We start from the raw sequence: 26,494 nt of genomic DNA, 5'->3' as shown, positions 1-26,494 counted from the left end.
GGTCAATAAAATAAGACAACATCGCGCCACTGTTCCGCTGATCGAGGGACGTCCCCGGATAGGGTCGGTAGCCAAACGCGGAGCCGCGCGGCACGCCCGGATGGTGGAACGTAGACACGGCGAGCTTAAACCTCGCTGCCCCTCGGGGGCGTGCCGGTTCGAGTCCGGCTCCGGGCACCACGCGCCGCACCGAGCGTGACCCGGCACAACGGTCCGCAGTCAGGTGTCCGCGGCCAGGTGTCCGCGTCCATGGCCCACGCGTGTCGCCGTGGGCACACCGTGGGAAGACGCCGCGGGCTGCCGGAAAGATCCTCCCCTGGCACTAGGGTGATTCTTTTGCCTACCCATTACTCTTGTGGCAAGGCCACGCAGTGTGGCCATGGAGGAGTGAGATGAGGAGCAGCAACCCGGTCTTCTCGCGACGGGGGTTCAGCCGCGACAACGGCCACGCGGGCTTCAACGCGCCGCCGCAGGCCGGGGCCACCGCGACGGGCACCAATCCCTACGCGCAGGGCACCGCCGCCAACCCGTACGCCACCAACCCCTACGCGCAGACGGACACGCACGGCGCCCCGCAGGCGCCCGCCCGTTCCGACGCGATGACCATCGACGGCGTCGTGACGCGTACGGCGATGACGCTCGGCACCGTGATCCTGGCCGCCGCGGCGGCCTGGTGGATCATGCCGGTCGACCAGGCGAACCTGGGCACCGCCTACGGCGTGGCCATCGGCGCCGCGATCATCGGCTTCGTGCTGTCGCTGGTCAACTCGTTCAAGCGCCGGCCCTCGCCCGCGCTGATCCTGACCTACGCGGCGTTCGAGGGTGTCTTCCTCGGCATCGTCAGCAACATCGTCAGCATGTACGTCGCCCCCGGCGCCGCGATGCAGGCGGTGATCGGCACCATGGCGGTCTTCGCCGGTGTGCTGATCGCCTACCGCACCGGACTGATCCGGGTCACGCGCCGCTTCTACGGCTTCGTGATGGCGGCCGCCATCGGCTTCATGCTGCTGATGATGGTCAACATGCTGTTCGCCGTGTTCGGCGGCGGTGACGGCCTCGGCTTCCGCAGCGGCGCGCTCGGCGTGGTCTTCGGCATCGTGGCCATCGTCATCGGCGCGTGCATCCTCGCCCTGAACTTCAAGCAGGTCGAGGACGGCATCGCGTACGGCGCTCCGCGCGAGGAGGAGTGGCTGGCGGCCTTCGGCCTCACCGTGACCCTGGTGTGGATCTACATCGAGATGCTGCGCCTGGTCGCGATCCTCAGCGGCGACGACTGACCGACCGCATCGCAGCACCCGTAGCACCGGAACGGCCCGCGGACCTCGTGTCCGCGGGCCGTTCCGCGTGCCACGCCCCTCCGCTCCCGCGTCCTGTGCCGTCCGCCCTCCGGTGCGACCGTGCGGGCGCGGCGCGTAGGGTCGGTCGGGTGCTCGATACGACGCCCCTGATCCTGGCCGTGGACCGTTTCGCCGACCGGCTGCGCTCGGCCCCGCAGAGCCGCCTCCAGCGCGGTGCGGCCGCCGAGGCGCTGGCCGCCGCCCGTGAACTCGCCGTACGGGCCCAGCGCCTGGAGGCTCCGGACGCGGAGCCGCGGGAGCTGCCGGACGCCGGAGTGTTCGCCGTGGGCGACCAGCTCGCCGTCGCCGGGCGGGACCTGGCCGTGGCACTGGAAACGGCCCCGTCCCAGGAGCTGGACGAGGCCGTGCGGTATGTCGGGGAAGCGGCGGCGCGGGCTTTCGCGTGAGCGGCGCGGGTGCGCGTACGAGCGGCCCGCGCCCGGCGGTCAGAACGAGGCGATGACGCGGTCGGCGAGGATGTACACGTTGTCCTCGCCGCAGGAGAAGGTCAGCGCGTAGGCGCCCGAGACGCCCGAGCCGCCCAGCAGCACCGGCTGCCGGCCCGCCCGCAGGGCGTCGGCGAGCCGCTCGGCGGTCTCGCGGTGGCCGGGGGTCATGCAGAGCGTGGTGCCGTCGGCGAAGACGTACACATCGAGCGTGCCCAGCGGGCCGGGCCGCACATCGGTCAGCTCGGTCGCGGTGTCCGCCAGCTCCTCCAGGCGGTTCACGGTGCGCTCGTGGTCGGTGACCACCGGTGTCTGCACGGGGACGAAGTCCGGGTGCGAGGGGTGGCGGCGGCGGGCGGCGGCCAGCTCGGGGGAGTCCTCGGGGAACTCCGCGGCCTCCGGGAGCCCGGTCGCCAGGTCCGTGTGCAGGTCCGCCGGAAGATCGGTCAGCTCGCCGGTCTCGTGCTCCGCGAGGGTCCGCTCGCTCAGCTCGACGAGCTCCTCCATCGCCTCGGCCGCCTCCAGGTCCATCGACTCCAGACCGGCGAAGTCGGCCTGCCGGGGCAGGTAGTACGGGGTGTCGTCGCCGAGGCCGGACAGCCCGCCCAGCAGGGAGGGGGCGTCGGCGGCGTCACGGGCCTCCTGGGCGGCCCAGAAGGCGCGCGCCTCGGCCAGCTCGCGCTCCCGCTCCTCGGCCAGCGCCTCGGCGACGGCCGCGCGTATCTCCTCGGCGGGGGTGGCCGTACTGCGACTCTGCGGTGGCACCGAGACGCCGAGGGCGTGGCTCGCCGCCAGCTCCGTGCGCAGCGCCGCGACCTGCTTGCGCAGCCCGTGAGCGGCGTGCAGTGCGGCGGCGCCGACGGCCGTGGCAGCGGCGGTGGTCAGCAACAGGGCAAATGACATGGCGCTCACTGACATACTCCCGGTCTCAATCGATACCCCCGACTTCCTACATCAGCTTGGCCTGTACCGGTACGTGCTGTCAGTGCATTACGTCACGAAATGGACAGGTCTTTCGGTCCGATGTTTAGCCCCAAAAGGCCGTGACCTGCAGAAACGACTCTCCCCCGGGACGCAGATCACATCCTGGGGGAGATTCGGTCACGGTCGGAGCTCGGTGGGGTTCGAAACCCCCGCCGCGCGGGACGCGAGAGGGCTCAGCTCAGCCGCTCGATCACCATCGCCATGCCCTGGCCGCCGCCCACGCACATCGTCTCCAGGCCCCACTGCTTGTCGTGGAACTGGAGGCTGTTGATCAGCGTGCCGGTGATGCGGGCGCCGGTCATGCCGAAGGGGTGGCCGACCGCGATCGCGCCGCCGTTGACGTTGACCTTGTCCAGCGGCAGGCCGAGGTCCCGGTAGGAGGGGATGACCTGGGCGGCGAACGCCTCGTTGATCTCGGCGAGGTCGATGTCGTCGATGGTCAGGCCGGCCCGCTTCAGTGCCTGCTTGCTGGCCTCGACCGGGCCGTAGCCCATGATCTCGGGGGAGAGGCCGGAGACGCCGGTGGAGACGATCCGGGCCAGCGGGGTCAGGCCCAGCTCGCGCGCCTTGGTGTCGGACATGATCACCAGGGCGGCGGCGCCGTCGTTGAGCGGGCAGCAGTTGGCCGCGGTGACCAGGCCGTCGGGGCGGAAGACCGGCTTCAGGCCCTGCACGCCCTCCAGCGTGACGCCCGCGCGGGGGCCGTCGTCCTTGGCGACGACCGTGCCGTCGGGCGTGGTGACCGGGGTGATCTCCCGCTCCCAGAAGCCGTTCTTCAGGGCTTCCTCGGCGAGGTTCTGCGACCGTACGCCGAACTCGTCCATGTCCTGGCGGGTGACGCCCTTGGTCCGGGCCAGGTTCTCCGCTGTCTGCCCCATCGCGATGTACGCGTCCGGCACGAGGCCGTCCTCGCGCGGGTCGTGCCAGCTCGCGCCGGACTCCTCTGCGCGGGCGGCGGTGCGGGCCTCGGCCTCGGCGAACAGCGGGTTGTGCGTGTCCGGCAGGCTGTCGGAGTTGCCCTTGGTGAAGCGGGACACCATCTCGACGCCGGCCGAGATGAAGACGTCGCCCTCGCCCGCCTTGATCGCGTGCAGCGCCATCCGGCTGGTCTGCAGCGAGGAGGAGCAGTAGCGGGTGACCGTACAGCCGGGAAGGTGGTCCATCCCCATCTGTACGGCGATGATGCGGCCCAGGTTGTTGCCCTGCTCGCCGCCGGGCAGACCGCAGCCCAGCATCAGGTCGTCGATGTCCTTCGGGTCCAGCTCGGGAACCTTGGCCAGCGCGGTCTGGATGATCGTGGCGGTCAGGTCGTCCGCGCGCAGGTCCTTGAGGGAACCCTTGAAGGCGCGGCCGATCGGCGAACGGGCGGCAGAGACGATCACGGCTTCGGGCATCACGCGGCTCCAAGGGGGCTGGAAGGCTGTGTGGACGGCAGAACTCCTCTGGAAGTTACCCGGACGTATCGCCGGGGTCACCCGGCAGGCCGTGTGATGCGGAACTCTTTTCTAAGCGCTTGCTCAGCACGGCCTGCCGTCGGACGCCACCCGTTACGCGTGCCCGTGGGCGGCGTCCGGGTGGGTGTGCGGGGTGGGCTCCGTGGAGGCGGGCAGACGCCGCCGCCTGCGGTGCTTGAGGAGGGCCCAGGGCGCCCGCGCCCCCGTGACCTCCGTACCGGCCTCCCGGGCCGCCTGGGAGGCCGCCTTCGCCACCGGGAGGATGTCCTCGCGCCGCGCCCCGTCCAGCCGGTCGGTCTCCGGCCACAGGCCCAGCACCGCGCACAGCGTGGGCAGCACCGCCATGGCCGCCGTGGCATAGCCCTCGGCGGAGGGGTGGTAGTTGTCCGGGCCGAACAGCTCGCGCGGGTTCGCCGCGAACTCCGGGCCCAGCAGGTCGCCCAGCGACACCGTGCGCCCGCCCTGCTCGACCACCCCGATCGTCTGCGCCGCCGCCAGCTGCCGGCTCACCCGCCGGGCCAGCCAGCGCAGCGGCTGGTAGACCGGCTCGATCGTGCCCAGGTCCGGGCAGGTCCCGACGACCACCTCCGCACCGGCCGTCCGCAGCCTGCGCACCGCCGTCGTCAGACAGCGCACCGACTGGGTCGCGGGCATCCGGTGGGTGACGTCGTTCGCCCCGATCATGATCACGCAGACGTCCGGGACCCGCGCCGGATCCGCCAGCAGCAGCGACACCTGCCGCTCCAGATCGTCCGATCTGGCCCCCGGCAGGGCCACGTTCCGCAGATCCACCGGCCGCTCGGAGACCGCCGCGAGCCCGGAGGCGAGCAGCGCCCCCGGGGTCTGCCCGGCCCGCCGCACCCCCTGCCCCGCGGCCGTCGAATCCCCGAGCATCCCGAGCCGCATCGGGTCGTTCGGCCCGGCGAACGCCACCCCGTACCGCCCGTCCGCACTCGGCGGAACCGGCGCGGTGCCGCCGCCCACCTGCCTCTTCGCGAGCTGGACCTCCGCCAGGAACACGCCCACGGCCGCCGCACCGATCAACCCGATGCTGCCACCGCCGTAAGCCGCGCCCGCCGCGATCCGCCGTGCCACCCTTGCTCTCGACACAGTCCGGTCCACCTCCTCCTCGCCGTACAGCCGTACACGTACCTACTTGCCCCGCTCGGGGCTCCGTGTACTCCTTCCCGTACGCACAGTGCGTCCCGTACGCATACTCTGGGCCGGACCATCTCGGAGATCCCGGAGTACACGGTGCAATTCCACGATTCGATGATCAGTCTTGTCGGCAACACCCCGCTGGTGAGGCTGCGCAACGTCACGGCAGGTATCCAGGCGACCGTCCTGGCCAAGGTCGAGTACTTCAACCCCGGCGGGTCGGTGAAGGACCGCATCGCGCTGCGCATGATCGAGGCGGCCGAGCAGAGCGGGGAGCTGAAGCCCGGCGGCACGATCGTCGAGCCGACCAGTGGCAACACGGGCGTCGGGCTCGCCATCGTCGCCCAGCAGAAGGGCTACAAGTGCATCTTCGTCTGCCCGGACAAGGTGTCCACGGACAAGATCAACGTGCTGCGCGCGTACGGCGCCGAGGTCGTCGTCTGCCCGACCGCCGTTGACCCCGAGCACCCGGACTCGTACTACAACGTCTCCGACCGGCTGGTCACCGAGACGCCGGGCGCCTGGAAGCCCGACCAGTACTCCAACCCGAACAACCCGCGCTCGCACTACGAGACCACCGGTCCCGAGCTGTGGGAGCAGACGGAGGGGAAGATCACCCACTTCGTCGCGGGCGTCGGCACCGGCGGCACGATCAGCGGCACCGGGCGCTACCTCAAGGAGATCAGCGACGGCGCGGTCCAGGTCATCGGCGCCGACCCGGAGGGCTCGGTCTACTCCGGCGGTTCCGGGCGGCCGTATCTGGTCGAGGGCGTCGGCGAGGACTTCTGGCCGAGCGCCTACGACCGCAACGTCACGGACGAGATCGTCGCGGTGTCCGACAAGGACTCCTTCCAGATGACCCGACGCCTCGCCAAGGAGGAGGGCCTGCTCGTCGGCGGCTCCTGCGGCATGGCGGTCGTCGGCGCCCTGGAGGTCGCCAAGCGGCTCGGCCCCGAGGACGTCGTCGTGGTGCTGCTCCCCGACAGCGGGCGCGGCTACCTGAGCAAGATCTTCAACGACGAGTGGATGGCCGACTACGGCTTCCTGGAGGACACCGGCACCTCCGCCAACGTCGGCGCGGTCCTGGACTTCAAGGAGGGCCCGATGCCCTCCCTCGTCCACATGCACCCGGAGGAGACGGTCGGCGAGGCCATCGAGGTGCTCCGCGAGTACGGCGTCTCCCAGATGCCGATCGTGAAGCCGGGCGCCGGCCACCCGGACGTGATGGCCGCCGAGGTCATCGGCTCCGTCGTGGAACGGCAGCTGCTGGACGCGCTGTTCACCCAGCGTGCCTCGCTGGCCGACCCGCTGGAGAAGCACATGTCGGCGCCGCTGCCGCAGGTCGGCTCCGGCGAACCGGTCGAGGACCTGATGGCCGTGCTCAGCGGCGCGGGCGGGGCCGACGCGGCGATCGTGCTCGTCGAGGGCAAGCCCAAGGGCGTCGTGAGCAGGCAGGACCTGCTGGCGTTCCTCGCCAAGGACGCGGGCACGGCGAAGGCCTGACGGTCCGGGGGTCGCCGGGGGAGCCCCCGGCGGTGCCCGGTGGCCGGGCTTCGCGAAAACGGTACGAGCGCGTCACGTCCGCGCAGCACCCGCTTAACACGGCTCCGGCACATTGGTGGGTGTCGGCAGGGAAACCCGCCGGCACCCAGAACGGCGACACCGGACTACGGAGCGGCTCCCGGACCTCCACCGTCGCCCGGACGCGAGCATCCGGCCCTGACCCGGACCGCGTCCCTCGCGGGGACCGCCGTCGTCCCGCCCCCCGGGCAACCGGGGGTGCGGCGGTCCCCGCGACATACTCCGCAGACGTCGGCGCGGCCGGACTCCCCCGTGGGTCCGGCCGCGCGGTCGTGTTCCGGGCCTGCCGGATCGGCCCGGACGGATCGGGGCCCGGACGGGCCCGGGTCAGCCCGGACGCGTCGCGGTCGGGCCCGGACGGATCGGGGCCCGTTGCGCGCGGCGGCTCAGTCCTTCCAGTCGGACCGGGCCCGCTCCTCCCGGCGGCGGAACAGCCCCCCGCCCCGCGCCGCCTGGAACGCGTTGACGCCCACGATGCCGAGCCAGGCCACCACCAGCCCCTCGATCCCGGCGTTCACGACGCCGATCGCGGACAGCGGGACAGCCAGGATCAACGAGACGATCCCCAGCGCGTACCGCTCCCCGAAGGTCTCCGGCTGCGCCGGACGCGCGCCTCGGGCGGTGGCCATCTGCTGCTCGGCGAGCTGGCGGCGGACCCTGCGGTCGAGCGTGGTGTCGAGACGCTGCTCGACCTTCTCCAGGAACGATTCGATGAGCACGGACTCGTACTCCGCGCCCAGCTCGCCGCGGGCCTGGAGGGTGGCGGCGAGCTCCTTCTGGATCTCGGGGTCACGGGCTTCCATACGGATGAGGGTACGGAGTCCGGGCCCCCGTGACAGTGGGGCTAGTCCCCGAGTTTCTTGGGGATAGCCCCACCAGAGCGGGGCCGATGGCCTGCGTGCGTGCTCAGCGCGCGATGCGGGCCTTCCGGGCCCGCGCGATGCGGGTCGGCTGGAATGCGTCGATACTCCCGGCTCCCTGGCCCGGGCGTTCGTCCCAGCCGTTGATGCGCGCCACCAGGCTGCGCAGACGCGAATCGTGCGGCGGGACATCGATCTGGAAGTGCGACTGCTTGAGCGGGGTCATCTCGCCTCCCCAGGCCACGACGCCCTGGCAGTCGGCAAGAATGTCCTGGACAACCGTGATCTGCGCTTCGCTCATCCCATTGCCGGCCGGAGCGCCCAGCGGATAGTGCGTCGACTTGATGGTGAGGGCGGTGCCGGACAGCTGATTGCTTTCCAGGTCGGCCTCCACCGTGCGGTCGGCGCTGTGTCCCGCCACATCCAGCGGGTCGAGCATCTCGACCTCGTAGCAGTAGCGGCGCACCACGTGGAGCAGCACGGTCGCGACGTCGCTGTCGGCCAGGTGGACGCTCAGCTTTCCGGCGCCCTCGACGCGGTAGCCGGGCGCTCTGTCCAGCACCGGCCACCCGTTGGCGCTCCGGCGAGCTGTCCATGCGGTGGGTTCGGCGGGTTCGGCGGGTTCCGGCCCTCGCCGCACGGCCGCGGCCGCGCTCGGGGCCCACAACATGCTTCCGGCGGCGACGGCCGTACCGATGGTGAGGACGCGGCGTCGAGTAGGGGGTGTGGTGTCGATGTCAGACATGAACTTTCTTCCTTCTCTGGAGGAATGTGCGCACGCCGAGGCAGACGGCCGTGCACAGAAAAGCAGCGGAAAGAACCGAGAGAACTATCACGGTGGGATTCACCCACGAGGGGACGAGATCCACGCTCGCGCTGCATTTCGCATGCAACGGAAAAAGCCCCTGCGATTCCATGTAGTGCGTGTCGTGCCACTTCTCGTCGAAGGGAAACCCGCTCCGTCGCTCGCACGACTCCCTGAGGTCGAGTCCGGCACGGGAGAAGCCGAGAATCCAGGCGGTGGCCGCGTTGAGAAACGCGATGACCCCCAGCGCCGCCATGGTGGGCGGCTGCATGAGTCCCGGCGTGCGCTGACGACGCCGTACCAGAAGGGCGATGACCGCGCTCAGGAGGACAGTGGGGATCCACAGCTGTACTGCCCCGACGAATGAGATTCCCATGGATGACTCTTCCCGCTACTCGGCACCGACTCGTGCCAGGATGGCATCCGCGAATCCCTGGGTGAAACTGTCCAGTTTGTCCGATCCGCCGGGTGTGTTGATGAGAACGCCGGGATACAGGGCGCCTTCGAGCGTGATGAAGTACCCGCGCGCCAGGTCGAAGAACGGCTCTTCCTTGGTCAGCACATTCCACGCGGCCTGCTTGCAGTTCTCCACGGATCCCCAGCGGTTCTGGAAATAGTCGGTGAATCGCTTGAGCGCGCTGCCGTTGTTGCTGTACCGCTGACGAACGGCCGTGGCGATGTCCTGACCACCGCGCACCGCACGTGCGATGAGGTAACCGTCCGCGTCTTCGATGAGGTCGGTGAACCCGAAGGACGACGACACTCCGGGCTTGGCGAGCTTGGCGTTGCAGAAGGCCTTTCCTGAGGCGTACTGCTCCTCGGAGTTGCGCCAGTCGGTGTAGAACGTCATGAAGTCACCGCCCCAGCCGGTGATGTCGCCCACGTTGACGCTCTTCTTGTTCTCCGGCTGCGCGACGACGTAGTGGCCGTCCGCAGTGGCCATCAGGTGCTCGGCACCGATCCGGTATCCGGACACCGGATCGGTGAACTCGTCGAGCACGGAGAGGCCCTTCTGCGAGGCGTACGAGACGAACCCGTGGTCGTAGTCCCCGATCAGGGACTGCCACTGGACACCGCCGTAGCTCTTGTGCCGCATGAACTCCATGACGAGCTTGGACGCGTCCCGGTCGGAGCCGTGTGACGCCTTGTAGTCCACCGCCGCATCGTAGAGGCGCGAGATGAGGCTGATGAAGTCGGAAGCCGGCGAGGCGTCCCGGTTGAGGGAGAAGGTCCCGGGGTCGGAATTCGGCCGCCAGGCGTCGCTGTCGAGGTCGATGGGGTCGCTGCCGCTGATCGGGATACGCGAGGTTTCCTTGATCTGGTTGAACGACCAGTTGGACGGGAGCGGAAAACCGAGGTTCCCGGAGAACCCCCAGGACATGCCGGAGACGAACGAGTACCGGGCGTATGTCCTGTTGGTGGCGTTGATGCACACGTTTCGTGAGCCGTAGACGCCGTGCACGTACTTCTTTCCCTTGCCGGCGAGGCCGGAGGCGACACCCTGGTAGTAGGGAATGATGTACTCGTCGATCTCCTCCTGAGTGGCGTCGTAATCGACGGCGAAGTAGATCACCGTCCCCCGGTTGAAACCGAAACCGTCAGCCTTCTCGTGTGCCATCAGGGCATGCTGATAGCCCTTCGGATAGCTGTAGTCGGTCGCGTCGCGCCCGTGTATCTGGAAGATCGGGAAGACACCCAGCTTGTTTCCGAGGATGGTCTCCAGCTCGCCGGGCAGGATCTCCTTCTCGTAGTTCGGGTCGGGGTTGTACAGGTAACGGCCCACGATGCGGTAGTCGTTGTCGTAGAGCCACTTGGCGCGGGGCGCGTCGATCACGAAGCGGGTGTCCGACGCGGTGACCTTGCGGTCGGGGTCTCCCATGGAGACCAGAAGCTGGGCCCAGGTCGTGTAGTCGCCCTTGCCCGATTCGCGGCCCGATTCGAAGAGGTAGGAGAACTCCTGGAAGAGCTTGACGTACTCGGTGGTCTTGGCGTCGTAGGTGGACTTGAAAGTGGTCCGGACTCCCGCGACACCGATAGGGACCGGCTCGTTGAAGACGCAGGCGGCGGTGAAGAGGCTGACGAGCGTGCCGGAGTCGCCCTCCTTCAGCGTGACGTTCCGCAACGCCGCCTGGGTGCCCGGCCCGAAGTTGCCGTTGGGGGCGGAGATGCCGAGCTCGTACTGGAGGGCGGTGAGCAGCGACTTCTGGACGTCGCGTGAGTAGATGCCGTCGCAGGGGCCGACGTTGAAGGCGCTCTTCGTCCAGTAGTTGCGGTTGAGCCACTGCTGGATGCCGCGGATCTTCTCGGTGCCGCCCGCCACGACGACGTACGCGTCCATGTTGAGGAGCGCCTTGGCTATCTTCGCGTCGATGACGCCTTCGCCGCCGATGCCCATGTTGCTGCGCAGCTTCTCGACGGCGTCACGGGTGACCCCCGTGAACCAGCCCTCGCTCTCCGGCTCCACGGCCCAGTAGCCCTTGCACCACAGGCCGTACTGAAGGATGGCGACGATGTTGCGGTTCTTGTCCCACTCGAAACCGATACCTCCGAGCGCGTCGAACTTGGTGGAGGTGGTGGGCCCGAACGACGCCACGACCGGGCTGATGCCGAGCTCGTGCTGAAGGGCCATGACCAGGGAGTTCATGGTCCCCCAGCCGGTATTGCCGTTCTCCGGGCAACGAACGTAACCGGACACGCTGCCGTACTTGGAGTTCACCCACTGCTGTGCTCTGAGAACTTGCTGGTCTGCCATGGTCGGTACCTCTCGTAGGGGTGCAGGGACGGGTCGACTGCCTCGTTCGGCCGTCGACGGGGATGGGTTCAGCGCCGCAGTGCCTCGACGGGCTGGATGCGGCTCGCGCGCCAGGACGGGTACAGCCCTGCCAGCAGGCCCGTGAGAAGCCCGATGGCGGGTGCGGAAGCGAGGGCCGTGAGGTCGATGACAGGCGTCCACTCGTTGTGGAGGCAGACGCCGACGACGACCAGCGTGCCGAGCGACGTTCCCGCCATCCCGCCGAACAGGCCGAGGGCCGCGGACTCGGTCAGGAACTGCCAGGTGATGTGTCGTGCGCGGGCACCCAGGGAGCGCCTGAGGCCGATCTCGCCCGTGCGTTCCATGACGGCGATGAGTGTGGTGTTGGCGATGCCGACCGCCCCGACGAAGAGGCAGACGATCGACAACAGGAGGAACAACTGCCCCAAGTCGCTGCCGACGTCATCCCGGAGGGCCTTCGGGGCCGGGGGCGGGATGGCGCGGAGGTACTCGGGATGGTCGGGGCGAAGAGCAACGGCAGCCTGGTCGGCGACCTGGGTGGCCGCTCCGAGACGCGTCGATATGAGCATCTTCGCGCGTTCGTCCCGCGGAGGCCCCCAGATCTTCTCCGCGGTCGTTCGGGGGACGATGATCGAAAGAAGCAGGTCCGGTTTGCGTTCGACGTCGTCGAAGACGCCGATCACCGTGAACGCGGTGTCGCCGATGAAGACCGCCGGCTGGGTGCGGAGCGTCGTGATGCCCAGGCGGGAGGCCGTCGCGGAACCGATCACCGCCACTGTCTGGTTGCGGGATTCGTGAAACCTGTCGTAGCCGCGGCCCTGGACGAAGTGGGGCCGGGCGGCCGACAGCACACCCGGGGAGGCCGCGACGACCGAGGTCCGGGAGACGGAACCGTTCGCCCCTTCGGCGGGAGTGGACCGAACCGACTCCCCGGGGGCGAGCCGGACCCTCCAATGGACACCGGCGGCCTCGACGCCGTTCACCCGGCCCATGGCGCTGTCCGCATCGTCGGGGAAGGCCAGCGGGACGCGGTCGGCGTCGTTGCCGCCCGTGTCCTCCACGGTGACCTCGGTCGCGGTCAGCCGATTGAACCGCGCGTCGATCTGCGAGGCGGCGGAACCGGTGAGACCGAGCACGGAGATGAACGCTCCGACTCCCAGTACGGTCCCCAACGAGGTCAGCACCGAGCGTGCGGGACGCTGGACGACGCCGGCCACCGCCTCCGACAGGAGGTCGCGTACGGCGAACCGTGAACGCTCCGGAACGGCTGCGCGGTCGGCGGCTCCCCTGCGGGCGTGGCGACGGCGTCGGCTCAGCACAGTGCTCCGCCTTCGACAGGTGCCGTTTCGAAGAGAACCCCGTCGCGGATGGTGAGGATCCGCTGCCCTCGGTCGGCGACCTGCTTGTCATGGGTGATGACCAGAATGGTCATCCCGTCGTGGTGCAGCTGATCGAGCAGACCGAGGATGGACGCCGCGGTCTCACTGTCGAGGTTGCCCGTCGGTTCGTCGCACAGCAGGAGCGACGGCTCGGACACCAGGGCCCGGGAGATGGCCACCCGCTGGCGCTCGCCACCGGAGAGCTGGGTGGGGAGAGCCTGGGCCCGGTGTGCCAGGCCGACGCGCGTGAGCACCTCCGCCGCCTTCCGGCGCCGTATCCGCCGAGGCTTCCGCTGATAGAGCATCGCCAGCTCGACGTTCTCCTGGGCCGTGCGGTGGGGCAGGAGATGGAACGACTGGAAGACGAAACCGATGTGCCTGCCGCGCAGGGCTGCTTTGCGGCTGTCGTTCGCCGAGGAGGTGTCCTCGCCCTGGAGCCGGTACGTGCCCTGAGTGGGGTCGTCGAGCAGGCCCAGCACGTTCAGCAGGGTCGACTTGCCCGAGCCCGACGGCCCGACGATGGTGACGAATTCGCCCTGCTCCACCCGCAGATCACAGGGGTGCAGCGCCGCGACCGGGGGCGGGCCGGGGTAGGTGAGGCCGAGGCCGTCCAGCTCGATGACAGGAGGGCGGCCGGTGGGCACGACGCTCATGAGCCGGTCACCGGCCGCCGCTCGTCCGTTCCGACGATGACGCGATCACCGACGGCGAGGCGCGAGCCCCCGGCCGGCGAGACCTCCACGTACCCGTCGGCGGCCATACCGGTGTTCACACGCGTGCGCACTTCTCTCCGCCCCCGCAGCACCGTCACCGTGGTGTGCCCGTCCTCGCCCGCGGATACCGCGGCCGTGGGAACGGCCAGGACGGGTTTCTTCGACGACGCGGCGGTGATGGTCAGCCGGACGTCCTCGCCCACCAGGTCAGCGGGCAGCGTCGTCGTCGGCTTGACCTTGATCGCGTAGGAGCCGTCGGCGGCCTGTTCGGAGCCCTTCTCCGGCTCGGTCGGCTTCGCGGCGACGTACTCGACCTCTCCAGCCGCGCGGGACCCCGTCACCTCGGAGGCGATGGAGACCTTCATCCCCGGTTTCACCAGACGCTTGAGGTCGGGCCTCACCGAGCCCTCGACGATCGGTTTTCCCGCCGAGATGGAGATCAGCTCGCCTCGTGCGTCGTCGCCCACCTCCGCGTGCGCCTGATCGACAAAGGCGGGTTCAGCGCGGACGTACACGATCTCCGCCATCGGGACCGTGACCGTCGGTGTCGCCGGCCGGGCCTCGTCGCCGACTCCGCGTTCCTCCGCCTCGTCCTTGCCGGCAGGGTTCTGCGGTGATGCGAGCGGGTCGGGCTGTCCCGGTACCGGGACGTGGCCGTGAGCCCGGTAGAAACGGGTGACTGCCGCCTCCGTCCCGGGCCCGAATGTCCCGGCACGATCGTTCCCCGACCCGTAGCCGAGTCCGGCGAGAGCCTGTTGCAGCTGGGAGACGTCCTGCCCGGTGCTGCCGGGCCCGAGGTCCCGGTAAGCGGGGACCTCTCCCCTGAGAACAAAGACGGGGCGCCCGGAGATCTCCAGGAGCAGCTGCCCCATGCGGAGCGGCCGGCCCGTCCGCACCGCTGCCTTCGTCACCACGGACCTGCCCGAGCTCTTCTCGCCCACTCCTTCGCCCGAGACGTCGATCCGTTGCGAGGCGGCGACCTTGCCTCGCGTGATGACGGTGTCGGAGAGAACCTTCTTCTGGACAGGGGCTGTCAGGACACTGGGGGCCGGCGGGCGCGTGTCCGCGGCCGCCTGGGCCGGAGACTTGACGAACGTGGCGGTGACCACCCCGGCCCCCGTCAGCACCGTTGAGCCGACTATGACGAGAACCAGGAACCGACGGCGGCGGTTCGGCCGGTCGCGGTGCCGTCGCGCGTCGGCGCGACCGTGCGGGCGGTGTTCTTCCACCGCTGTGTCACTCACGTGCCCGTGACGATCTCTGAGGCCGTCCGCACCGCGGAGTCGATCTTCTTCCGCTCCGCCGACAGGTCCTCGGCGTGGTCCTCGATAGCCTGCTTCTGCAGCCTCGACTCGGCTTGGAACCAGATCCGCGCCACATCGGTCCGCTTGCGGCAGGCGATATCGGAGGTGGCGGTGGCGATCTCCTGCGAACTCGGCTTATCACTGGCGAACTTGGGGTCATCGCTCGCGTTGAGAGGCTCCTTGTAGTCGTACCCGTCGCGCTTCATGCATGCCGACCAGTCCGCGAACGCCTGAACCACTTCGGCTTCTTGCTGCGATGTGACGAAGGCCGCGTTGGCAAGGTCGAGGGCGGTGCGAGCCTGTACCGCGTCCGCGTCTATCCGCTTGTTCGCCGCGCCGACACACCCGTCGGCGGGGACCTCTCTGCCATTCACCTTCTCGATACGGCCCTCCAGCGCACGTGCGTCCATGCTGTTTGCCGTCGAGCCGTCGACGGCGCCCTTCTCCACCGCTGCGTCGTAGGCTTCCTGCTCCGCGGCGTCCACCTTGTATCCGCGAGCTGCCGCCAAGCCCTCGTCATGGATTCCGTAACGCCAGTCGGTCAGCGTTTTCGGCCCGACCCTGGGGAGGTCGGGAGCAGGGGTCCACGCGAGCCCCAGCCCTTCCATGCAGTCGCTGATCAGAATCTTTTTCGCCTGTGCGAGCTGGCTCATTTCCTCAATCGTCGGCATGTATGCCTGAAGAGGGAGGGACCAACTTTCCGGGGATGCGGACCCGGACGAGGATTCCTTGATCTCGCTTTTAGGCGGAGAGGAACATCCGGAAAGCGTCAGAACCGCCACCGTCGCGGCAAGAGCGGCAGATGCGATCCCTGAAGGGCGAGGTGTGAAGCGGGGCGGCATGCGAGGTTTCCGTTTTCAGGTGATGGCGGGGTGTGAGGAAGGTGCCCGCCCAACGGTGCGGGCACCTGGCCTGTTCAGCTCTTCCAGTTGAACGAGGCGTTCTCGTTGTACGTGGCGTCGAGCTGGTTCACCGTGCCCCAGATGTAGTCGGCAGCGCCCTTGTACCCGCTGTTGTAGTACAGCACTCCGGTATAGCTGGAGTGGGAGTTCCGGGCGGACGCGGCGTTGTTCTTCACGTTCTGTCCGCTACCGCTGCTCCTGAACCCGCAGTACTTGAGCGGGCTGTTTCCCGTCCCATCCTGGACCGAGGCGAAGTCGTACACCGCATAACCGATGTTCCGGTAGTCGCCGCCGAGGTTCGAGTTGTAGAAGATGCGGAACTTGAACGTGTTGGACGAGTCGTAGTTGCAGCCGAACCAGTAGTTGTTGTAATCGCCACTGGCGGCCGAAGCCGGTGTCGCCATGCCGGCGCCGAGCGCTGCGGTCATAGCGACGACAGCAGCGGTCTTCTTCAGATTGTGCATGTGATTTTCCTTATGGGGTCGGACGCGTTTCGGCTTAATCGTTCCGAAACGGCGGGCCCAGTTTTAGGGTGAATTCATCCCCGGTCTGATGCGGGTGTCAGTACACACAAAGTCCAAAATATTTTCAAGACACATCCAGCCTGTCGGTGTTCTGTGAAAGTTTTGTAATCGTTACGACATGGGAGGGCAACCCCCCAGGGACAAAGAGGTGGATGTCCTCATTGCGGACAATGCGGGTGATCGGCAAAATGGGAGATGCGGTAGATCGCAGATGTACTGAGCTTTTGGGGTGTGAGGTTCCGTTGGGTGATCTATGGGCTCATTTGGGGTGCGCAGTCGGCCTCGGGTTTCGAGGGGTAACGATTCGGCATCCGCCTGTGATGGGTGGCCCGGCGCTCAGGTCTTCTCGTGGGGGCTCAGCTCTTGCATATGGACATACAGCAACCTTCCTGGCTGAATAGAATGATCGGCGCCGGTCGGGCGCGATCGACTCAGCAAGGGGACACCATGAGCGGGAGCAGCCCCGCCGCACGGTTGCAGCGGCTCTTCGAGGGCCACCGGCTCACACCCACCCAGCGGCGCATCGCGCACTGCATGGTCCGCCGGGCCGCCGACGCGCCGTTCCTCTCCAGCGTCGAGCTGGCCGAGCTGGCCGGGGTCAGCCAGCCCTCCGTCACCCGCTTCGCCGTGGCCCTCGGCTTCGACGGCTATCCGGCGCTGCGCAGGCATCTGCGCGAGGTCGCGCCCGCCGACGCGGAGCAGGAGGACGCGGGGGAGACGTACAACGAGTACCAACAGGCCGTCCGCGCCGAGATCGAGAACCTCCAGCACCTCTGTGCCGTGCTCGCCGACCCCGCGCCCGTGGAGCGGGCCGGCCGGCTGCTCGCCGCCTCCCGGCCCCTGCCGGTGCTCGGGCTGCGCGCCGCCTCCTCGCAGGCGCGCGGTTTCGGCTACTTCGCCGCCAAGGTGCACCCCGACGTCCGGGTGCTCGACGAGGGCGGCAGCATGCTGGCCGACCGGATCGACTCCGCCCGCCGGGCCGGGGCCACCGCCCTGATGTGCTTCGCGCTGCCGCGCCACCCCAAGGAGACCGTGGACGCGCTCGCGTACGCCCAGGATCAGGGGCTGACCGTGGTGACGGTCGCCGACTCGGCCTTCGCGCCCGTCGCCAAGCACAGCGATCTGCTGCTCCCGGCGGCGATCGGCTCCGGGCTCTCCTTCGACACCGTCTGTGCGCCGATGCTGCTCGGCCGGGTGCTGCTGGAGGCGATGTGCGACGGACTGCCCGACGCCCAGGCGCGGTTGGAGGAGTTCGACGTACGGGCGGCGGCACGCGGTCTGTTCGTGGAGTGACCGCTGCCGCGGATTCTCAGGCCACCTTCATCTGCGGCCGCTAATCTCCGCGCCCGGAACGGCCGGCACCAGGACCGGCGGACGGGGAGCGAGAGAAGGGGTACGGACGTGGGGCGCGGAGGACAGTCGCTGGCGAGAGTGGCCGTGACCGTACGGGCCGGGGCGGCGCCGTTGTGGTGGCCGGGCCTGGTGGCAGCGGCGGCGGGGGCGTTCGTTCCGGGGCTGACCGGGCGGCGGATCGGGCTGCTGGCCGGGGCGGCGCTCTTCATCGTCACCGCGGCCGTCGTGGCCCTGGCGCGCGGCAAGCGGTACGCGGAGCTGGCCCGGAGCGCCTCGCGCGCCGGGCGGAACGACTTCCTCCAGGACCGGGCCGTGACCGTACGGGTGTGGCGGCGCGGGCGCAGGTGGTGGCTGCTGGGGGCGTTCGTCGTCGCGGTGGCGTCCTCGTTCGCGCTGCCGGGGGCAGGCGGGCTGCTGCTCGCCGGTGCGGGGGCCGGGCTCTGGGCCAAGGCCGTACGCATCGGGCAGCGCGAGCGCCGCGAGGACGTCCTGTACTGGGTGCGCACCGACTGGACCGGACACGGGAGCCCGGCCGGCAAGCGGGTGAAGGCGTACCGGACGACGGGGCCGGAGGCGGGGGACGCCGCGCCGGGCGGGGCGCGGCGTCGCCGCCGGTGAGGAGCTGAGCGGGGCCGGGGAGGGACCTGGCGGGGTCAGACCTCCAGGTCCGCCTCGATCTTCTTCAGCTGGTGGCGGGCCATCGCCAGGTTCGCCCGGCTCGCGTCCAGCACCAGGTAGAGGAACAGACCGTTGCTGCCACGGGTCTTGAGCAGCCGGATCAGGTGGTACTGGGTGCCGAGCGTGATCAGGATGTCCTCGATCTCGTCCTTGATGCCCAGGTGCTCCATGGTGCGGAGCTTGGCGCGGACCACATCGGTGTTGCCCGCGGCGGCGACCTCCAGGTTGAAGTCCTTGCCGCCGCCCAGCGTTCCCAGGGCCATTCCGCTCGTGTAGTCGACGAGGGCGACACCCGTGGCGCCCTCGATCGAGCTCATCGCTTCCTTCAGTGACGCTTCGGTGTTCGCCATGGAGGCTCGTTTCCTTTCCCTGGCCGGTCGCGGTGACCGGGTCCGTTTCTGTGCCGACCGCTGGGCCGGCTTCCGTGCGGGCTGGTGCTCGGGCTTCTGCGTGATGGCTGAGTCCCGGTGGTTGTGGCGGTACGGGTGGGGGGAATCGGGCGACCGCTGCGCGAAGGTGCGTTACGTGGGGCGTTGCGGCAGGGCGCGGCCGGGGGCGGTGGCGGGGCGCGGGGGTGCGGCGCGGGCGGCGGTGGCGGGGCGCTCGACGCGTTCCAGCGCGGCGTCGACGAGTTCGCCGATCCGGGCGCCCGCGCGGCGGCCCTCCAGATGGAGCCGGCCGACGTTGATGCGGTCCTCGGCCAGCAGGGTCAGGACGGCGGAGGAGCCCGCGGCGTAGGTGGCGATGTAGCCGTCGCCGCCGCGGACGAGCAGTTCGCGGAAGCCGCCCCGGCCGGTGGCATCGGTCATCCGGATGGAGACGCCGAGGGCGGCGGCGGTGAGGGCGGCGACGCCCTCCGCCTCGACGCCCGGGGTGTCGTGGGCCAGGACCAGACCGTCGGTGGAGGCGGCCAGCGCCCCGGAGAGCAGCGGGACCCGGGCCCGTAACCGCTGGAGCTCGTCGAGGACTTCACGCACTTCGGCCTCGGGCACCATCAGCTGTCTCCTCCCGGCACGCTGTCTGAGCGCGCGTATCACAGGGCCTCCAATGCGTCTCGGAGCCGGCGCAGCAGGGCGATATCGGGGTCGGCCGTCACCTCGGGAAGCGTGATCCGGCCGGAAGGGGCAGTGGCCGGCAGGGGCTGGGAGCGGACCGCCTCCACCAGGCCGGCCGCCGCCAGTCGTCGCAGGTCGACCAGGATGTGGAACGCGGAGCGGCCCAGCGCCAGCGCGATGTCCGAGGCCGTACGGACCCCGTCGGCCAGCTCCAGGATCCGGCGCTGCCGGGCCGGGACCGGGGCGTCGGACGGGTGCGCCGCACTCCGCAGCAGCGGGGCGCCGTCGCAGGCCGGATCGGGCCAGATCCGGTCCAGGAACTCCCGTCTGCGCAGCGTCTCGCGCTCCACGGCGGCCACCGGGACGGGCCGCACCGGACCGATCCAGTGCGCCACCCCGTAACGGAAGCGGGCGGGTGTCCCGGTCGGCGCGAGGGCGAAGAACGCGGCGTCGTACAGCGCGCCCAGATGGCACAACTCCAGTGCGCCGCCCGGCACATGGCCGCTGTCGACGAGATAGCGGCCGACCCGGCGGCCCGCCCCGGCCTGTGCCACGGCGTCCCACCAGCCCTCGTGCCGCAGGGTTCCGCCGGTGGTGAGCAGGACGTCGATGCCGGGGGTGGCGGGGCTCTCGGCGTGGACCACCTGGCCGTCGGCGAGGTAGAGCGTGCCGCGGTCGCGCATCAGGGCGCCGGTGGCCCGCTCGTCGGCGAGCCGCCGGAGCATCGGCGAGAGCACCGCGAGCCGGTCGGTGGCGGGGGCGTCGGGGTCGGCGGCTATCGCGCTCATGCCAGCACCAGCCGCTCGGCCAGCTCGCCCAGCCGCAGCCGGGCGAGCGCGAGATTGCCCTCGGAGCGGTCCAGCCACAGATGGAGGAAGACGCTGCTGTCGAAAGCCGTCTCGACGAACCGGAGCATGTGGTAGCCGTCGTGGGTGGTGACGATGACGTCCTCGACGGGGGTGTTCGGCGCGTCCGCCGGCCGCCCGCCCTCCGCTTCCGCGGCGAGGTGGGCGAAGGCGGGCTGCTCGGCGGTCATACGGGCGACCTCCGCCGTCTCGGCGGCGGTCGCCTCGTGGTCGCCGTTGGGGGACTCCCCGATGGTGCCGAGGGCGAGACCGCTCGTCCAGTCGACCACCGAGGCGCCCCGGGCGCCGGGCAGCCTCATGACTTCGAGCAGGCACTCGTCGATTCCGGGCACGCGGATCTCCCCTCCCGACGTGGCGTACGGCTGTAACGCAGAGGCTACGCAACGTGCTCACGGCTGGTGGAGGTTCTGGCATTTTCCTTTGGTACATGCGTCCGACGGTGTAAAGGGTCGGCCGGAATGCGGTGGTGGGGGCGGCGGGTGGCGGCCCGTCAGGCGTCCGGGGCGGCCGACTTCTCGCGGGCCGTCATCACCGCCCTGTTGAGCGCCCACAGCCCGATGCCGATCAGCAGCAGGATTCCGGCCCGTACGTACACGTCGGAGCCCCGGTCGGCGAGCGGGCTCGCCAGGATCAGCGAGGTGAGCGCGCCGAGCACCGGAAGCGCCGTGGGCGTACGGAAGTGGCGGTGGTCCACCCGGTCCTTGCGCAGGACCAGCACGGCGATGTTGACCACGGCGAAGACGCAGAGCAGCAGGAACGAGGTGGTGTCGCCGAGCCCCTCGATCTCGCCGGTGGAGACCAGGCCGATCGCCAGGACGGAGACGAAGACGATCCCGACCCAGGGGGTGCGCCGGCCCGCCAGCACCTTGCCCATCGCGGGCGGCAGGATGCGTTCGTTGGCCATGCCGTAGCAGAGCCGCGAGGCCATCATGATGTTGATCAGCGCCGAGTTGGTGACGGCGAACAGGGCGATCAGCGCGAAGAGTTTCGGCGGGAAATCGACGCCGCCGGCCTTCACCACCTCCAGCAGCGGTCCGCTGGAGCCCGCCAGGGTGCGGGAGTCGACCAGGAGTGAGGAGACCAGGGCGACCAGGACGTAGATGGTTCCGGTGATGCCCACGCCGATGAAGATGGCGCGGGGGAAGTTGCGGGCCGGGTTCTTGGTCTCCTCCGCCATGTTGACCGAGTCCTCGAAGCCCACGAACGCGAAGAAGCCCAGCGCGGTGGCGCCGAGCACCCCGGTGAGCAGGGCGTACCCGGTGCCGCCGGTCTCGATCTGGGTCAGCCGCGAGGGCTCGCCCTCGCCGCCGAGCACGGCGTACGCGCCGATCGCGAGGATCACCGCGAGTCCGGTGACCTCCACCAGCGTCAGGACCACGTTCGCCTTCACCGACTCGGCGACCCCGCGCAGATTGATCGCGGCCAGGGCGAGGACGAACAGGATCGCGATCAGGGTCGGCGGCACCGCGTCGGTGAACTCGCCCAGGTAGTCGCCGCTGAACGCCCGTGCCGCCGCGCTCGCCGAGGAGAGGCCCGAGCACATGACCATGAAGGCGACGACGAAGGTCAGGAAGGGGACCTTGAACGCCTTCTGGGTGTAGAGCGCGGCCCCGGCCGCCTTCGGGTACTTGCCGACCAGCTCCACGTACGAGGCCGCCGTCAGCAGGGCGACGACGAAGCCGATCGCGAAGGGCAGCCAGAGCGCGCCGCCGACCTTGCCCGCCACATCGCCGGTGGTGGCGTAGATGCCGGTGCCCAGGATGTCGCCGACGACGAAGAGGATCAGCAGTTTGGGGCCGAGCGCGCGCTTGAGGGGCGGCGAGCCTCCGGGGCTCTCGGGATCGCCGGTCGTGGGGGTGCCGGGTGTACTCATCGCTGCCTCCGGGACGGCCGCCGGGTGGTCGGGAACACGCCTTCCCTGACGCGGCGCGGAGCGCACCTGTTGACTACGACTATTCAGAGCAGCAGGATGTGAATAGATTTTCACCGTCGCGAGGAGGCACCGCCATGTCAGGACCCCGCCCCGTTCGGGCACCGCGCGGCAGCGCACTGACCGCCCTGGGATGGCAGCAGGAAGCCGCCCTGCGGATGCTGCAGAACAACCTCGACCCCGAGGTCGCCGAGCACCCCGACAAGCTCGTCGTCTACGGCGGCACCGGCAAGGCGGCCCGCGACTGGCGCTCCTTCGACGCGATGGTCCGCACCCTCCAGACGCTGAAGCAGGACGAGACGATGCTCGTCCAGTCCGGGCGGCCGGTCGGCGTCATGCAGACCCACGAGTGGGCGCCGCGCGTCCTCATCGCCAACTCCAACCTGGTCGGCGACTGGGCCAACTGGGAGGAGTTCCGCCGCCTGGAGCAGCTGGGCCTGACCATGTACGGCCAGATGACTGCCGGGTCCTGGATCTACATCGGCACCCAGGGCATCCTCCAGGGCACCTACGAGACCTTCGCCGCCGTCGCCGCGAAGAAGTTCGGCGGAACCCTGGCCGGGACGATCACCCTGACCGCCGGGCTCGGCGGCATGGGCGGCGCCCAGCCGCTCGCCGTCACCATGAACGACGGCGTCGCCATCTGCATCGACGTCGACCCGCGCGCCATCGACCGCCGCATCGAGCACCGCTACCTGGACGTGAAGGCCGACAACCTGGAGCACGCCCTCCAGCTCGCCGTCGAGGCCCGCGACGCCCGCCGCCCGCTCTCCATCGGCCTCCTCGGCAACGCGGCCGAGCTGCTGCCCCGGATGCTCGCCGAGAGCGCGCCGATCGACATCGTCACCGACCAGACCAGCGCCCACGACCCGCTGGCCTACCTGCCGCTCGGCGTCGACTTCGACGACATGGCCACCCTCGCCGCCGAGAAGCCCGCCGACTTCACCCAGCGCGCCCGCGAGTCGATGGCCCGCCACGTCGAGGCCATGGTCGGCTTCATGGACGCCGGCGCCGAGGTCTTCGACTACGGCAACTCCATCCGCGGCGAGGCCCAGCTCGCCGGCTACGACCGCGCCTTCGACTTCCCCGGCTTCGTCCCTGCCTACATCCGCCCCCTCTTCTGCGAGGGCAAGGGCCCCTTCCGCTGGGCGGCCCTCTCCGGCGAGGCCTCCGACATCCACAAGACCGACAAGGCGATGCTGGAGCTCTTCCCGGAGAACGAGTCGCTGCACCGCTGGATCAAGATGGCCGGCGAACGCGTCCACTTCCAGGGCCTGCCCGCCCGCATCTGCTGGCTCGGCTACGGCGAGCGCGACAAGGCCGGCGAGCGCTTCAACGACATGGTCGCCGGCGGTGAACTCGCCGCCCCGCTGGCCATCGGCCGCGACCACCTCGACTGCGGCTCCGTCGCCTCCCCGTACCGCGAGACCGAGGCCATGCTCGACGGCTCCGACGCCATCGCCGACTGGCCGCTGCTCAACGCCATGGTCAACGTCGCCTCCGGCGCCTCCTGGGTCTCCCTCCACCACGGCGGCGGCGTCGGCATGGGCCGCTCCATCCACGCCGGACAGGTCTCCGTCGCGGACGGCACGAAGCTCGCGGGCGAGAAGATCCGCCGTGTGCTGACGAACGACCCCGGCATGGGCGTCATCCGCCACGTGGACGCCGGCTACGACATCGCCGAGACCGTCGCCGCCGACCAGGGCGTACGCGTGCCCATGACGGAGGGCAACTGATGCCCACGGGCACCCCCTGGTCCACGCCCGGCACGTCGCGGCAGTGGCGTGCGGGTGACTCCTTCCTCTCGATGTGGCGGGAGCTGGCTCCCGTCGGACGGCACGCCGACAGCGGCGGCTACCGGCGTTACGCCTGGTCGGAGGCGGACCTCGACTGCCGGGCCTGGTTCCGCGCGCAGGCCGAGGCGCGCGGGCTCACCCCGGAGACCGACCGCAACGGCAACCAGTGGGCCTGGCTCGGCGACCCCCTGGCCGGGGACGCCGTCGTCACCGGCTCGCACCTGGACTCCGTCCCGGACGGCGGCGCCTTCGACGGCCCGCTCGGCGTGGTCTCCTCCTTCGCCGCGCTCGACGAACTCCACCGCAGGGGAGTGGAGTTCACCCGGCCGCTGGCCGTCACCAACTTCGGTGACGAGGAGGGCGCCCGCTTCGGCCTCGCCTGCGTCGGGTCCCGGCTCGCCGCCGGACAGCTGACCGTCGCCGACGCCCACCGGCTGCGCGACGGGGACGGCATCACCCTGCCCGCCGCCATGGAGAAGGCCGGACACGACCCCGGGGCCATCGGCCCCGACCCGGAACGGCTCGCCCGGATCGGCGCGTTCGTCGAACTCCACGTCGAGCAGGGCCGCGCCCTCGACCTGACCGGCGACCCCGTCGGCATCGCCTCCGCCATCTGGCCGCACGGCCGCTGGCGGTTCGACTTCCGGGGCGAGGCCAACCACGCGGGCACCACCCGCCTCGTCGACCGCCGCGACCCGATGCTCACGTACGCCGAGACCGTCCTCGCCGCCCGCCGCGAGGCCGAACTGACCGGCGCGCTCGCCACCTTCGGCAAGATCGCGGTCGAGCCCAACGGCGTCAACGCCATCCCCTCCCTCGTACGCGGCTGGCTCGACTCCCGCGCCGCCGACCAGGCCACCCTGGACGCCGTCGTCACCGGCATCGAGCGCGCCGCCCGCCAGTACGCCGAGCGGGCCGGGATCGACCTCGACGTCGTGCGCGAATCGTTCACGCCCGTCGTGGAGTTCGAGCACGCCCTGCGCGACGAGCTCGGCAGGATCCTCGCGGGGACCGGCGACACGGGGCGGCCCGTGCCCGTCCTCGGCACCGGCGCCGGCCACGATGCGGGTATTTTGTCCGCCTCGGTGCCCACCGCCATGCTCTTCGTACGGAACCCCACCGGCATCTCGCACTCACCCGCCGAGCACGCCGCCGAGGACGACTGCACGGCCGGGGTGGAGGCACTCGCCGACGTACTGGAAGGTCTCGCGTGCAGCTGACACACCGGACGACGGGCGCACCCGTCACCGCGACGTACTGGATGGACCACGCCTGGCTCGGCACCCACGTCGAGCCGGGCGTCACCCTGGACGTCGCGGGCGGCCGCATCGCCGGGATCAGGACCGGCGTCGAGGCACCGCCGCACGGCGCGACCGTGCTGCGCGGCCTGACCATCCCCGGCCTCGCCAACACCCACTCCCACGCCTTCCACCGGGCCCTGCGCGCCACCGTCCAGGTCGGCTCGGGCACCTTCTGGACCTGGCGCGAGCTGATGTACCGCACGGCGGCCAAGCTCACCCCGGACACCTACTTCGACCTGGCCCGCGCCACGTACGCCGAGATGGCCCTGGCCGGCATCACCTCCGTCGGCGAATTCCACTATCTGCACCACGCCCCCGGCGGCACCCCCTACGCCAACCCGAACGCCATGGGCGAGGCGCTGATCGCGGCCGCCGCCGAGGCCGGCATCCGGATCACCCTGCTGGACACCGCCTATCTCGCCGCCGGGTTCGGCGAGAAGCCCAACCGGCACCAGCTGCGCTTCTCCGACACCACCGCCGAGGCCTGGGCGGAGCGCGCCTCCCTCCTCAAGGGCGACGACCACACCCTGATCGGCGCGGCCGTCCACTCCGTCCGCGCGGTCCCGGCGGACCAACTGGCCACCGTGGCGCGGTGGGCCGAGGAGCGGGACGCGCCCCTGCACGTCCACCTCTCCGAGCAGACGGCGGAGAACGACGCCTGCCGGGCCGCCCACGGCCGCACCCCCACCCGGCTGCTCGCCGACCACGGAGTCCTCGGCCCGCGCACCACCGGCATCCACAACACGCATCTGACGGAGGAGGACATCGCGCTGCTCGGCTCGTCCACCACCGGCACCTGCATGTGCCCCACCACCGAACGCGACCTGGCCGACGGCATCGGCCCCGCCGCCGCCCTCCAGAAGGCGGGCTCGCCGCTCTCGCTGGGCAGCGACAGCCACGCCGTGATCGACCTCTTCGAAGAGGCGCGCGCGATGGAGCTCAACGAGCGGCTGCGCACCCACGTCCGGGGCCACTGGACGGCGGCCGCCCTGCTCCGGGCCGCCTCCGCCGACGGGCACGCCGCACTCGGCCGCCCCGACGCGGGCGTGCTGGAACCGGGCGCCCCCGCCGACCTGACGACGATCGCCCTGGACTCCGTCAGAACGGCCGGACCGGTGCCCCGACTGGCAGCGGAGACCGCCGTATTCGCCGCCTCCGCCGCTGATGTGCGGCACACGGTCGTGGCAGGGCGGCACATCGTCCGGGACGGCCGTCACACCCGGATCGAGGACGTGCCGCGGGCGCTGGCGACAGCGATCGCCGCCCTGCACGGCTGAGCGCCGGACGTGACCGCC

At 70.3% G+C, this 26,494-nt stretch carries 25 protein-coding genes and 1 tRNA gene; 9 read left to right on the top strand and 17 right to left on the bottom strand.

The features are described from left to right. Positions 1-94: 94 nt before the first annotated feature. The 3 genes from KV381_RS13630 to KV381_RS13620 all read left to right on the top strand — a co-directional run bounded on the left by KV381_RS13630 (position 95) and on the right by KV381_RS13620 (position 1,744). Positions 95-180: transfer RNA gene (locus KV381_RS13630), tRNA-Leu, on the top strand. A 212-nt stretch (positions 181-392) separates the two neighbouring features. After that, a complete protein-coding gene (locus tag KV381_RS13625; RefSeq protein ID WP_030086152.1) occupies positions 393-1,277 on the top strand; it encodes a Bax inhibitor-1/YccA family protein in 885 nt (294 codons plus the stop codon). A 149-nt stretch (positions 1,278-1,426) separates the two neighbouring features. Beyond that, positions 1,427-1,744, top strand: a complete 318-nt coding sequence (locus KV381_RS13620) for a hypothetical protein (RefSeq protein WP_030086148.1) — start codon at positions 1,427-1,429, stop codon at positions 1,742-1,744. Positions 1,745-1,783: 39 nt separating this feature from the next. Here the strand turns inward: KV381_RS13620 and KV381_RS13615 are convergent, their stop codons facing one another. The 3 genes from KV381_RS13615 to KV381_RS13605 form a co-directional block, all read right to left on the bottom strand. Continuing rightward, positions 1,784-2,671, bottom strand: a complete 888-nt coding sequence (locus KV381_RS13615) for a hypothetical protein (RefSeq protein WP_098024958.1) — start codon at positions 2,669-2,671, stop codon at positions 1,784-1,786. Between the two features lie 269 nt (positions 2,672-2,940). Then, positions 2,941-4,161, bottom strand: a complete 1,221-nt coding sequence (locus KV381_RS13610) for an acetyl-CoA C-acetyltransferase (protein ID WP_030086143.1) — start codon at positions 4,159-4,161, stop codon at positions 2,941-2,943. 153 nt (positions 4,162-4,314) lie between these two features. After that, positions 4,315-5,316 (bottom strand): SGNH/GDSL hydrolase family protein, encoded by a 1,002-nt coding sequence (locus KV381_RS13605; protein WP_030086142.1) that lies wholly within the window; start codon positions 5,314-5,316, stop codon positions 4,315-4,317. A gap of 159 nt (positions 5,317-5,475) precedes the next feature. On the opposite strand from KV381_RS13605, the gene KV381_RS13600 reads away from it, so the two are divergent. Next, positions 5,476-6,882, top strand: a complete 1,407-nt coding sequence (locus tag KV381_RS13600; protein WP_030632887.1) for a cystathionine beta-synthase — start codon at positions 5,476-5,478, stop codon at positions 6,880-6,882. Positions 6,883-7,346: 464 nt separating this feature from the next. Here KV381_RS13600 and KV381_RS13595 read toward each other — a convergent pair whose 3' ends face one another. The 9 genes from KV381_RS13595 to KV381_RS13560 all read right to left on the bottom strand — a co-directional run bounded on the left by KV381_RS13595 (position 7,347) and on the right by KV381_RS13560 (position 16,124). Next, positions 7,347-7,763, bottom strand: coding sequence for a hypothetical protein (locus KV381_RS13595; RefSeq protein WP_030086137.1), 417 nt, complete (start codon positions 7,761-7,763; stop codon positions 7,347-7,349). A 103-nt stretch (positions 7,764-7,866) separates the two neighbouring features. Continuing rightward, positions 7,867-8,565 carry a hypothetical protein gene (locus tag KV381_RS13590; protein ID WP_030086135.1) on the bottom strand — a complete coding sequence of 233 codons (699 nt, stop codon included), beginning with the start codon at positions 8,563-8,565 and terminating at the stop codon, positions 7,867-7,869. Continuing rightward, positions 8,558-9,001, bottom strand: a complete 444-nt coding sequence (locus tag KV381_RS13585) for a hypothetical protein (protein ID WP_030086133.1) — start codon at positions 8,999-9,001, stop codon at positions 8,558-8,560. Before KV381_RS13585 ends, KV381_RS13590 begins: the two co-directional genes overlap by 8 nt. A 15-nt stretch (positions 9,002-9,016) precedes the next feature. Then, positions 9,017-11,377: a glycoside hydrolase domain-containing protein gene (locus tag KV381_RS13580; RefSeq protein WP_193463043.1), complete on the bottom strand. Its 2,361-nt coding sequence runs from the start codon at positions 11,375-11,377 to the stop codon at positions 9,017-9,019. 68 nt (positions 11,378-11,445) lie between these two features. After that, entirely contained in the window at positions 11,446-12,717 is a 1,272-nt protein-coding gene (locus KV381_RS13575) for an ABC transporter permease (RefSeq protein WP_193463042.1), read from the bottom strand. Then, a complete protein-coding gene (locus KV381_RS13570) occupies positions 12,711-13,430 on the bottom strand; it encodes an ABC transporter ATP-binding protein (RefSeq protein ID WP_006125092.1) in 720 nt (239 codons plus the stop codon). The genes KV381_RS13575 and KV381_RS13570 overlap by 7 nt, the downstream gene beginning before the upstream one ends. Further along, a complete protein-coding gene (locus tag KV381_RS13565; protein WP_256995062.1) occupies positions 13,427-14,734 on the bottom strand; it encodes a peptidoglycan-binding domain-containing protein in 1,308 nt (435 codons plus the stop codon). Before KV381_RS13565 ends, KV381_RS13570 begins: the two co-directional genes overlap by 4 nt. Further along, on the bottom strand, positions 14,731-15,447 hold the full coding sequence (locus KV381_RS36460; RefSeq protein WP_063751861.1) for a hypothetical protein: 717 nt from the start codon (positions 15,445-15,447) through the stop codon (positions 14,731-14,733). Before KV381_RS36460 ends, KV381_RS13565 begins: the two co-directional genes overlap by 4 nt. A gap of 263 nt (positions 15,448-15,710) precedes the next feature. Beyond that, positions 15,711-16,124: a hypothetical protein gene (locus tag KV381_RS13560; protein WP_230543585.1), complete on the bottom strand. Its 414-nt coding sequence runs from the start codon at positions 16,122-16,124 to the stop codon at positions 15,711-15,713. Between the two features lie 543 nt (positions 16,125-16,667). Between KV381_RS13560 and KV381_RS13555 the strand changes: the two genes are divergently transcribed. Beyond that, positions 16,668-17,513 carry a MurR/RpiR family transcriptional regulator gene (locus KV381_RS13555; RefSeq protein WP_030632889.1) on the top strand — a complete coding sequence of 282 codons (846 nt, stop codon included), beginning with the start codon at positions 16,668-16,670 and terminating at the stop codon, positions 17,511-17,513. Positions 17,514-17,651: 138 nt separating this feature from the next. Next, positions 17,652-18,191, top strand: coding sequence for a hypothetical protein (locus tag KV381_RS13550; protein WP_030632891.1), 540 nt, complete (start codon positions 17,652-17,654; stop codon positions 18,189-18,191). Between the two features lie 35 nt (positions 18,192-18,226). Here the strand turns inward: KV381_RS13550 and KV381_RS13545 are convergent, their stop codons facing one another. From KV381_RS13545 to KV381_RS13525, 5 genes are all read right to left on the bottom strand, one after another. Beyond that, entirely contained in the window at positions 18,227-18,601 is a 375-nt protein-coding gene (locus KV381_RS13545; protein ID WP_218785283.1) for a hypothetical protein, read from the bottom strand. Between the two features lie 171 nt (positions 18,602-18,772). Next, positions 18,773-19,246, bottom strand: a complete 474-nt coding sequence (locus tag KV381_RS13540) for a roadblock/LC7 domain-containing protein (RefSeq protein ID WP_030086115.1) — start codon at positions 19,244-19,246, stop codon at positions 18,773-18,775. Positions 19,247-19,284: 38 nt separating this feature from the next. Then, positions 19,285-20,094 carry a helix-turn-helix domain-containing protein gene (locus KV381_RS13535; protein WP_030632893.1) on the bottom strand — a complete coding sequence of 270 codons (810 nt, stop codon included), beginning with the start codon at positions 20,092-20,094 and terminating at the stop codon, positions 19,285-19,287. Continuing rightward, the gene (locus KV381_RS13530) at positions 20,091-20,504 is read right to left on the bottom strand and encodes a hypothetical protein (protein WP_030632896.1); all 414 of its coding nucleotides are present in this window, start codon (positions 20,502-20,504) and stop codon (positions 20,091-20,093) included. Before KV381_RS13530 ends, KV381_RS13535 begins: the two co-directional genes overlap by 4 nt. Before the next feature lie 158 nt (positions 20,505-20,662). Beyond that, a complete protein-coding gene (locus tag KV381_RS13525; protein WP_030632897.1) occupies positions 20,663-22,045 on the bottom strand; it encodes an APC family permease in 1,383 nt (460 codons plus the stop codon). Between the two features lie 134 nt (positions 22,046-22,179). Here KV381_RS13525 and hutU point away from each other — a divergent pair, with 134 nt between their 5' ends. Genes hutU through KV381_RS13510 form a run of 3 tightly spaced genes read left to right on the top strand, consistent with a single transcriptional unit; the run spans position 22,180 to position 26,476 of the window. After that, positions 22,180-23,838 (top strand): urocanate hydratase, encoded by a 1,659-nt coding sequence (gene hutU, locus KV381_RS13520; protein ID WP_030086108.1) that lies wholly within the window; start codon positions 22,180-22,182, stop codon positions 23,836-23,838. Next, positions 23,838-25,118 (top strand): allantoate amidohydrolase, encoded by a 1,281-nt coding sequence (locus KV381_RS13515; protein ID WP_218785282.1) that lies wholly within the window; start codon positions 23,838-23,840, stop codon positions 25,116-25,118. Before hutU ends, KV381_RS13515 begins: the two co-directional genes overlap by 1 nt. Then, the gene (locus KV381_RS13510) at positions 25,109-26,476 is read left to right on the top strand and encodes a formimidoylglutamate deiminase (RefSeq protein ID WP_086779361.1); all 1,368 of its coding nucleotides are present in this window, start codon (positions 25,109-25,111) and stop codon (positions 26,474-26,476) included. Before KV381_RS13515 ends, KV381_RS13510 begins: the two co-directional genes overlap by 10 nt. Positions 26,477-26,494 lie beyond the last annotated feature (18 nt).

The organism is Streptomyces sp. WY228 (genome assembly GCF_019287315.1).
Taxonomy (GTDB): Bacteria; Actinomycetota; Actinomycetes; order Streptomycetales; family Streptomycetaceae; genus Streptomyces; species Streptomyces caviscabies.
Note: the sequence above shows the minus strand (reverse complement) of the source record. Positions and strands in the feature narration are given on the sequence as shown.

Excerpts from the sequence above, each read along its gene's own strand:
- KV381_RS13625 (WP_030086152.1), top strand. The coding sequence starts at position 393 with ATGAGGAGCAGCAACCCGGTCTTCTCGCGACGGGGGTTCAGCCGCGAC.
- KV381_RS13610 (WP_030086143.1), bottom strand. The coding sequence starts at position 4,161 with ATGCCCGAAGCCGTGATCGTCTCTGCCGCCCGTTCGCCGATCGGCCGC.
- KV381_RS13595 (WP_030086137.1), bottom strand. The coding sequence starts at position 7,763 with ATGGAAGCCCGTGACCCCGAGATCCAGAAGGAGCTCGCCGCCACCCTC.
- KV381_RS13590 (WP_030086135.1), bottom strand. The coding sequence starts at position 8,565 with ATGTCTGACATCGACACCACACCCCCTACTCGACGCCGCGTCCTCACC.
- KV381_RS13585 (WP_030086133.1), bottom strand. The coding sequence starts at position 9,001 with ATGGGAATCTCATTCGTCGGGGCAGTACAGCTGTGGATCCCCACTGTC.
- KV381_RS13580 (WP_193463043.1), bottom strand. The coding sequence starts at position 11,377 with ATGGCAGACCAGCAAGTTCTCAGAGCACAGCAGTGGGTGAACTCCAAG.
- KV381_RS13570 (WP_006125092.1), bottom strand. The coding sequence starts at position 13,430 with ATGAGCGTCGTGCCCACCGGCCGCCCTCCTGTCATCGAGCTGGACGGC.
- KV381_RS36460 (WP_063751861.1), bottom strand. The coding sequence starts at position 15,447 with ATGAGCCAGCTCGCACAGGCGAAAAAGATTCTGATCAGCGACTGCATG.
- KV381_RS13560 (WP_230543585.1), bottom strand. The coding sequence starts at position 16,124 with ATGACCGCAGCGCTCGGCGCCGGCATGGCGACACCGGCTTCGGCCGCC.
- KV381_RS13555 (WP_030632889.1), top strand. The coding sequence starts at position 16,668 with ATGAGCGGGAGCAGCCCCGCCGCACGGTTGCAGCGGCTCTTCGAGGGC.
- KV381_RS13545 (WP_218785283.1), bottom strand. The coding sequence starts at position 18,601 with ATGGCGAACACCGAAGCGTCACTGAAGGAAGCGATGAGCTCGATCGAG.
- KV381_RS13540 (WP_030086115.1), bottom strand. The coding sequence starts at position 19,246 with ATGGTGCCCGAGGCCGAAGTGCGTGAAGTCCTCGACGAGCTCCAGCGG.
- KV381_RS13535 (WP_030632893.1), bottom strand. The coding sequence starts at position 20,094 with ATGAGCGCGATAGCCGCCGACCCCGACGCCCCCGCCACCGACCGGCTC.
- KV381_RS13525 (WP_030632897.1), bottom strand. The coding sequence starts at position 22,045 with ATGAGTACACCCGGCACCCCCACGACCGGCGATCCCGAGAGCCCCGGA.
- hutU (WP_030086108.1), top strand. The coding sequence starts at position 22,180 with ATGTCAGGACCCCGCCCCGTTCGGGCACCGCGCGGCAGCGCACTGACC.
- KV381_RS13515 (WP_218785282.1), top strand. The coding sequence starts at position 23,838 with ATGCCCACGGGCACCCCCTGGTCCACGCCCGGCACGTCGCGGCAGTGG.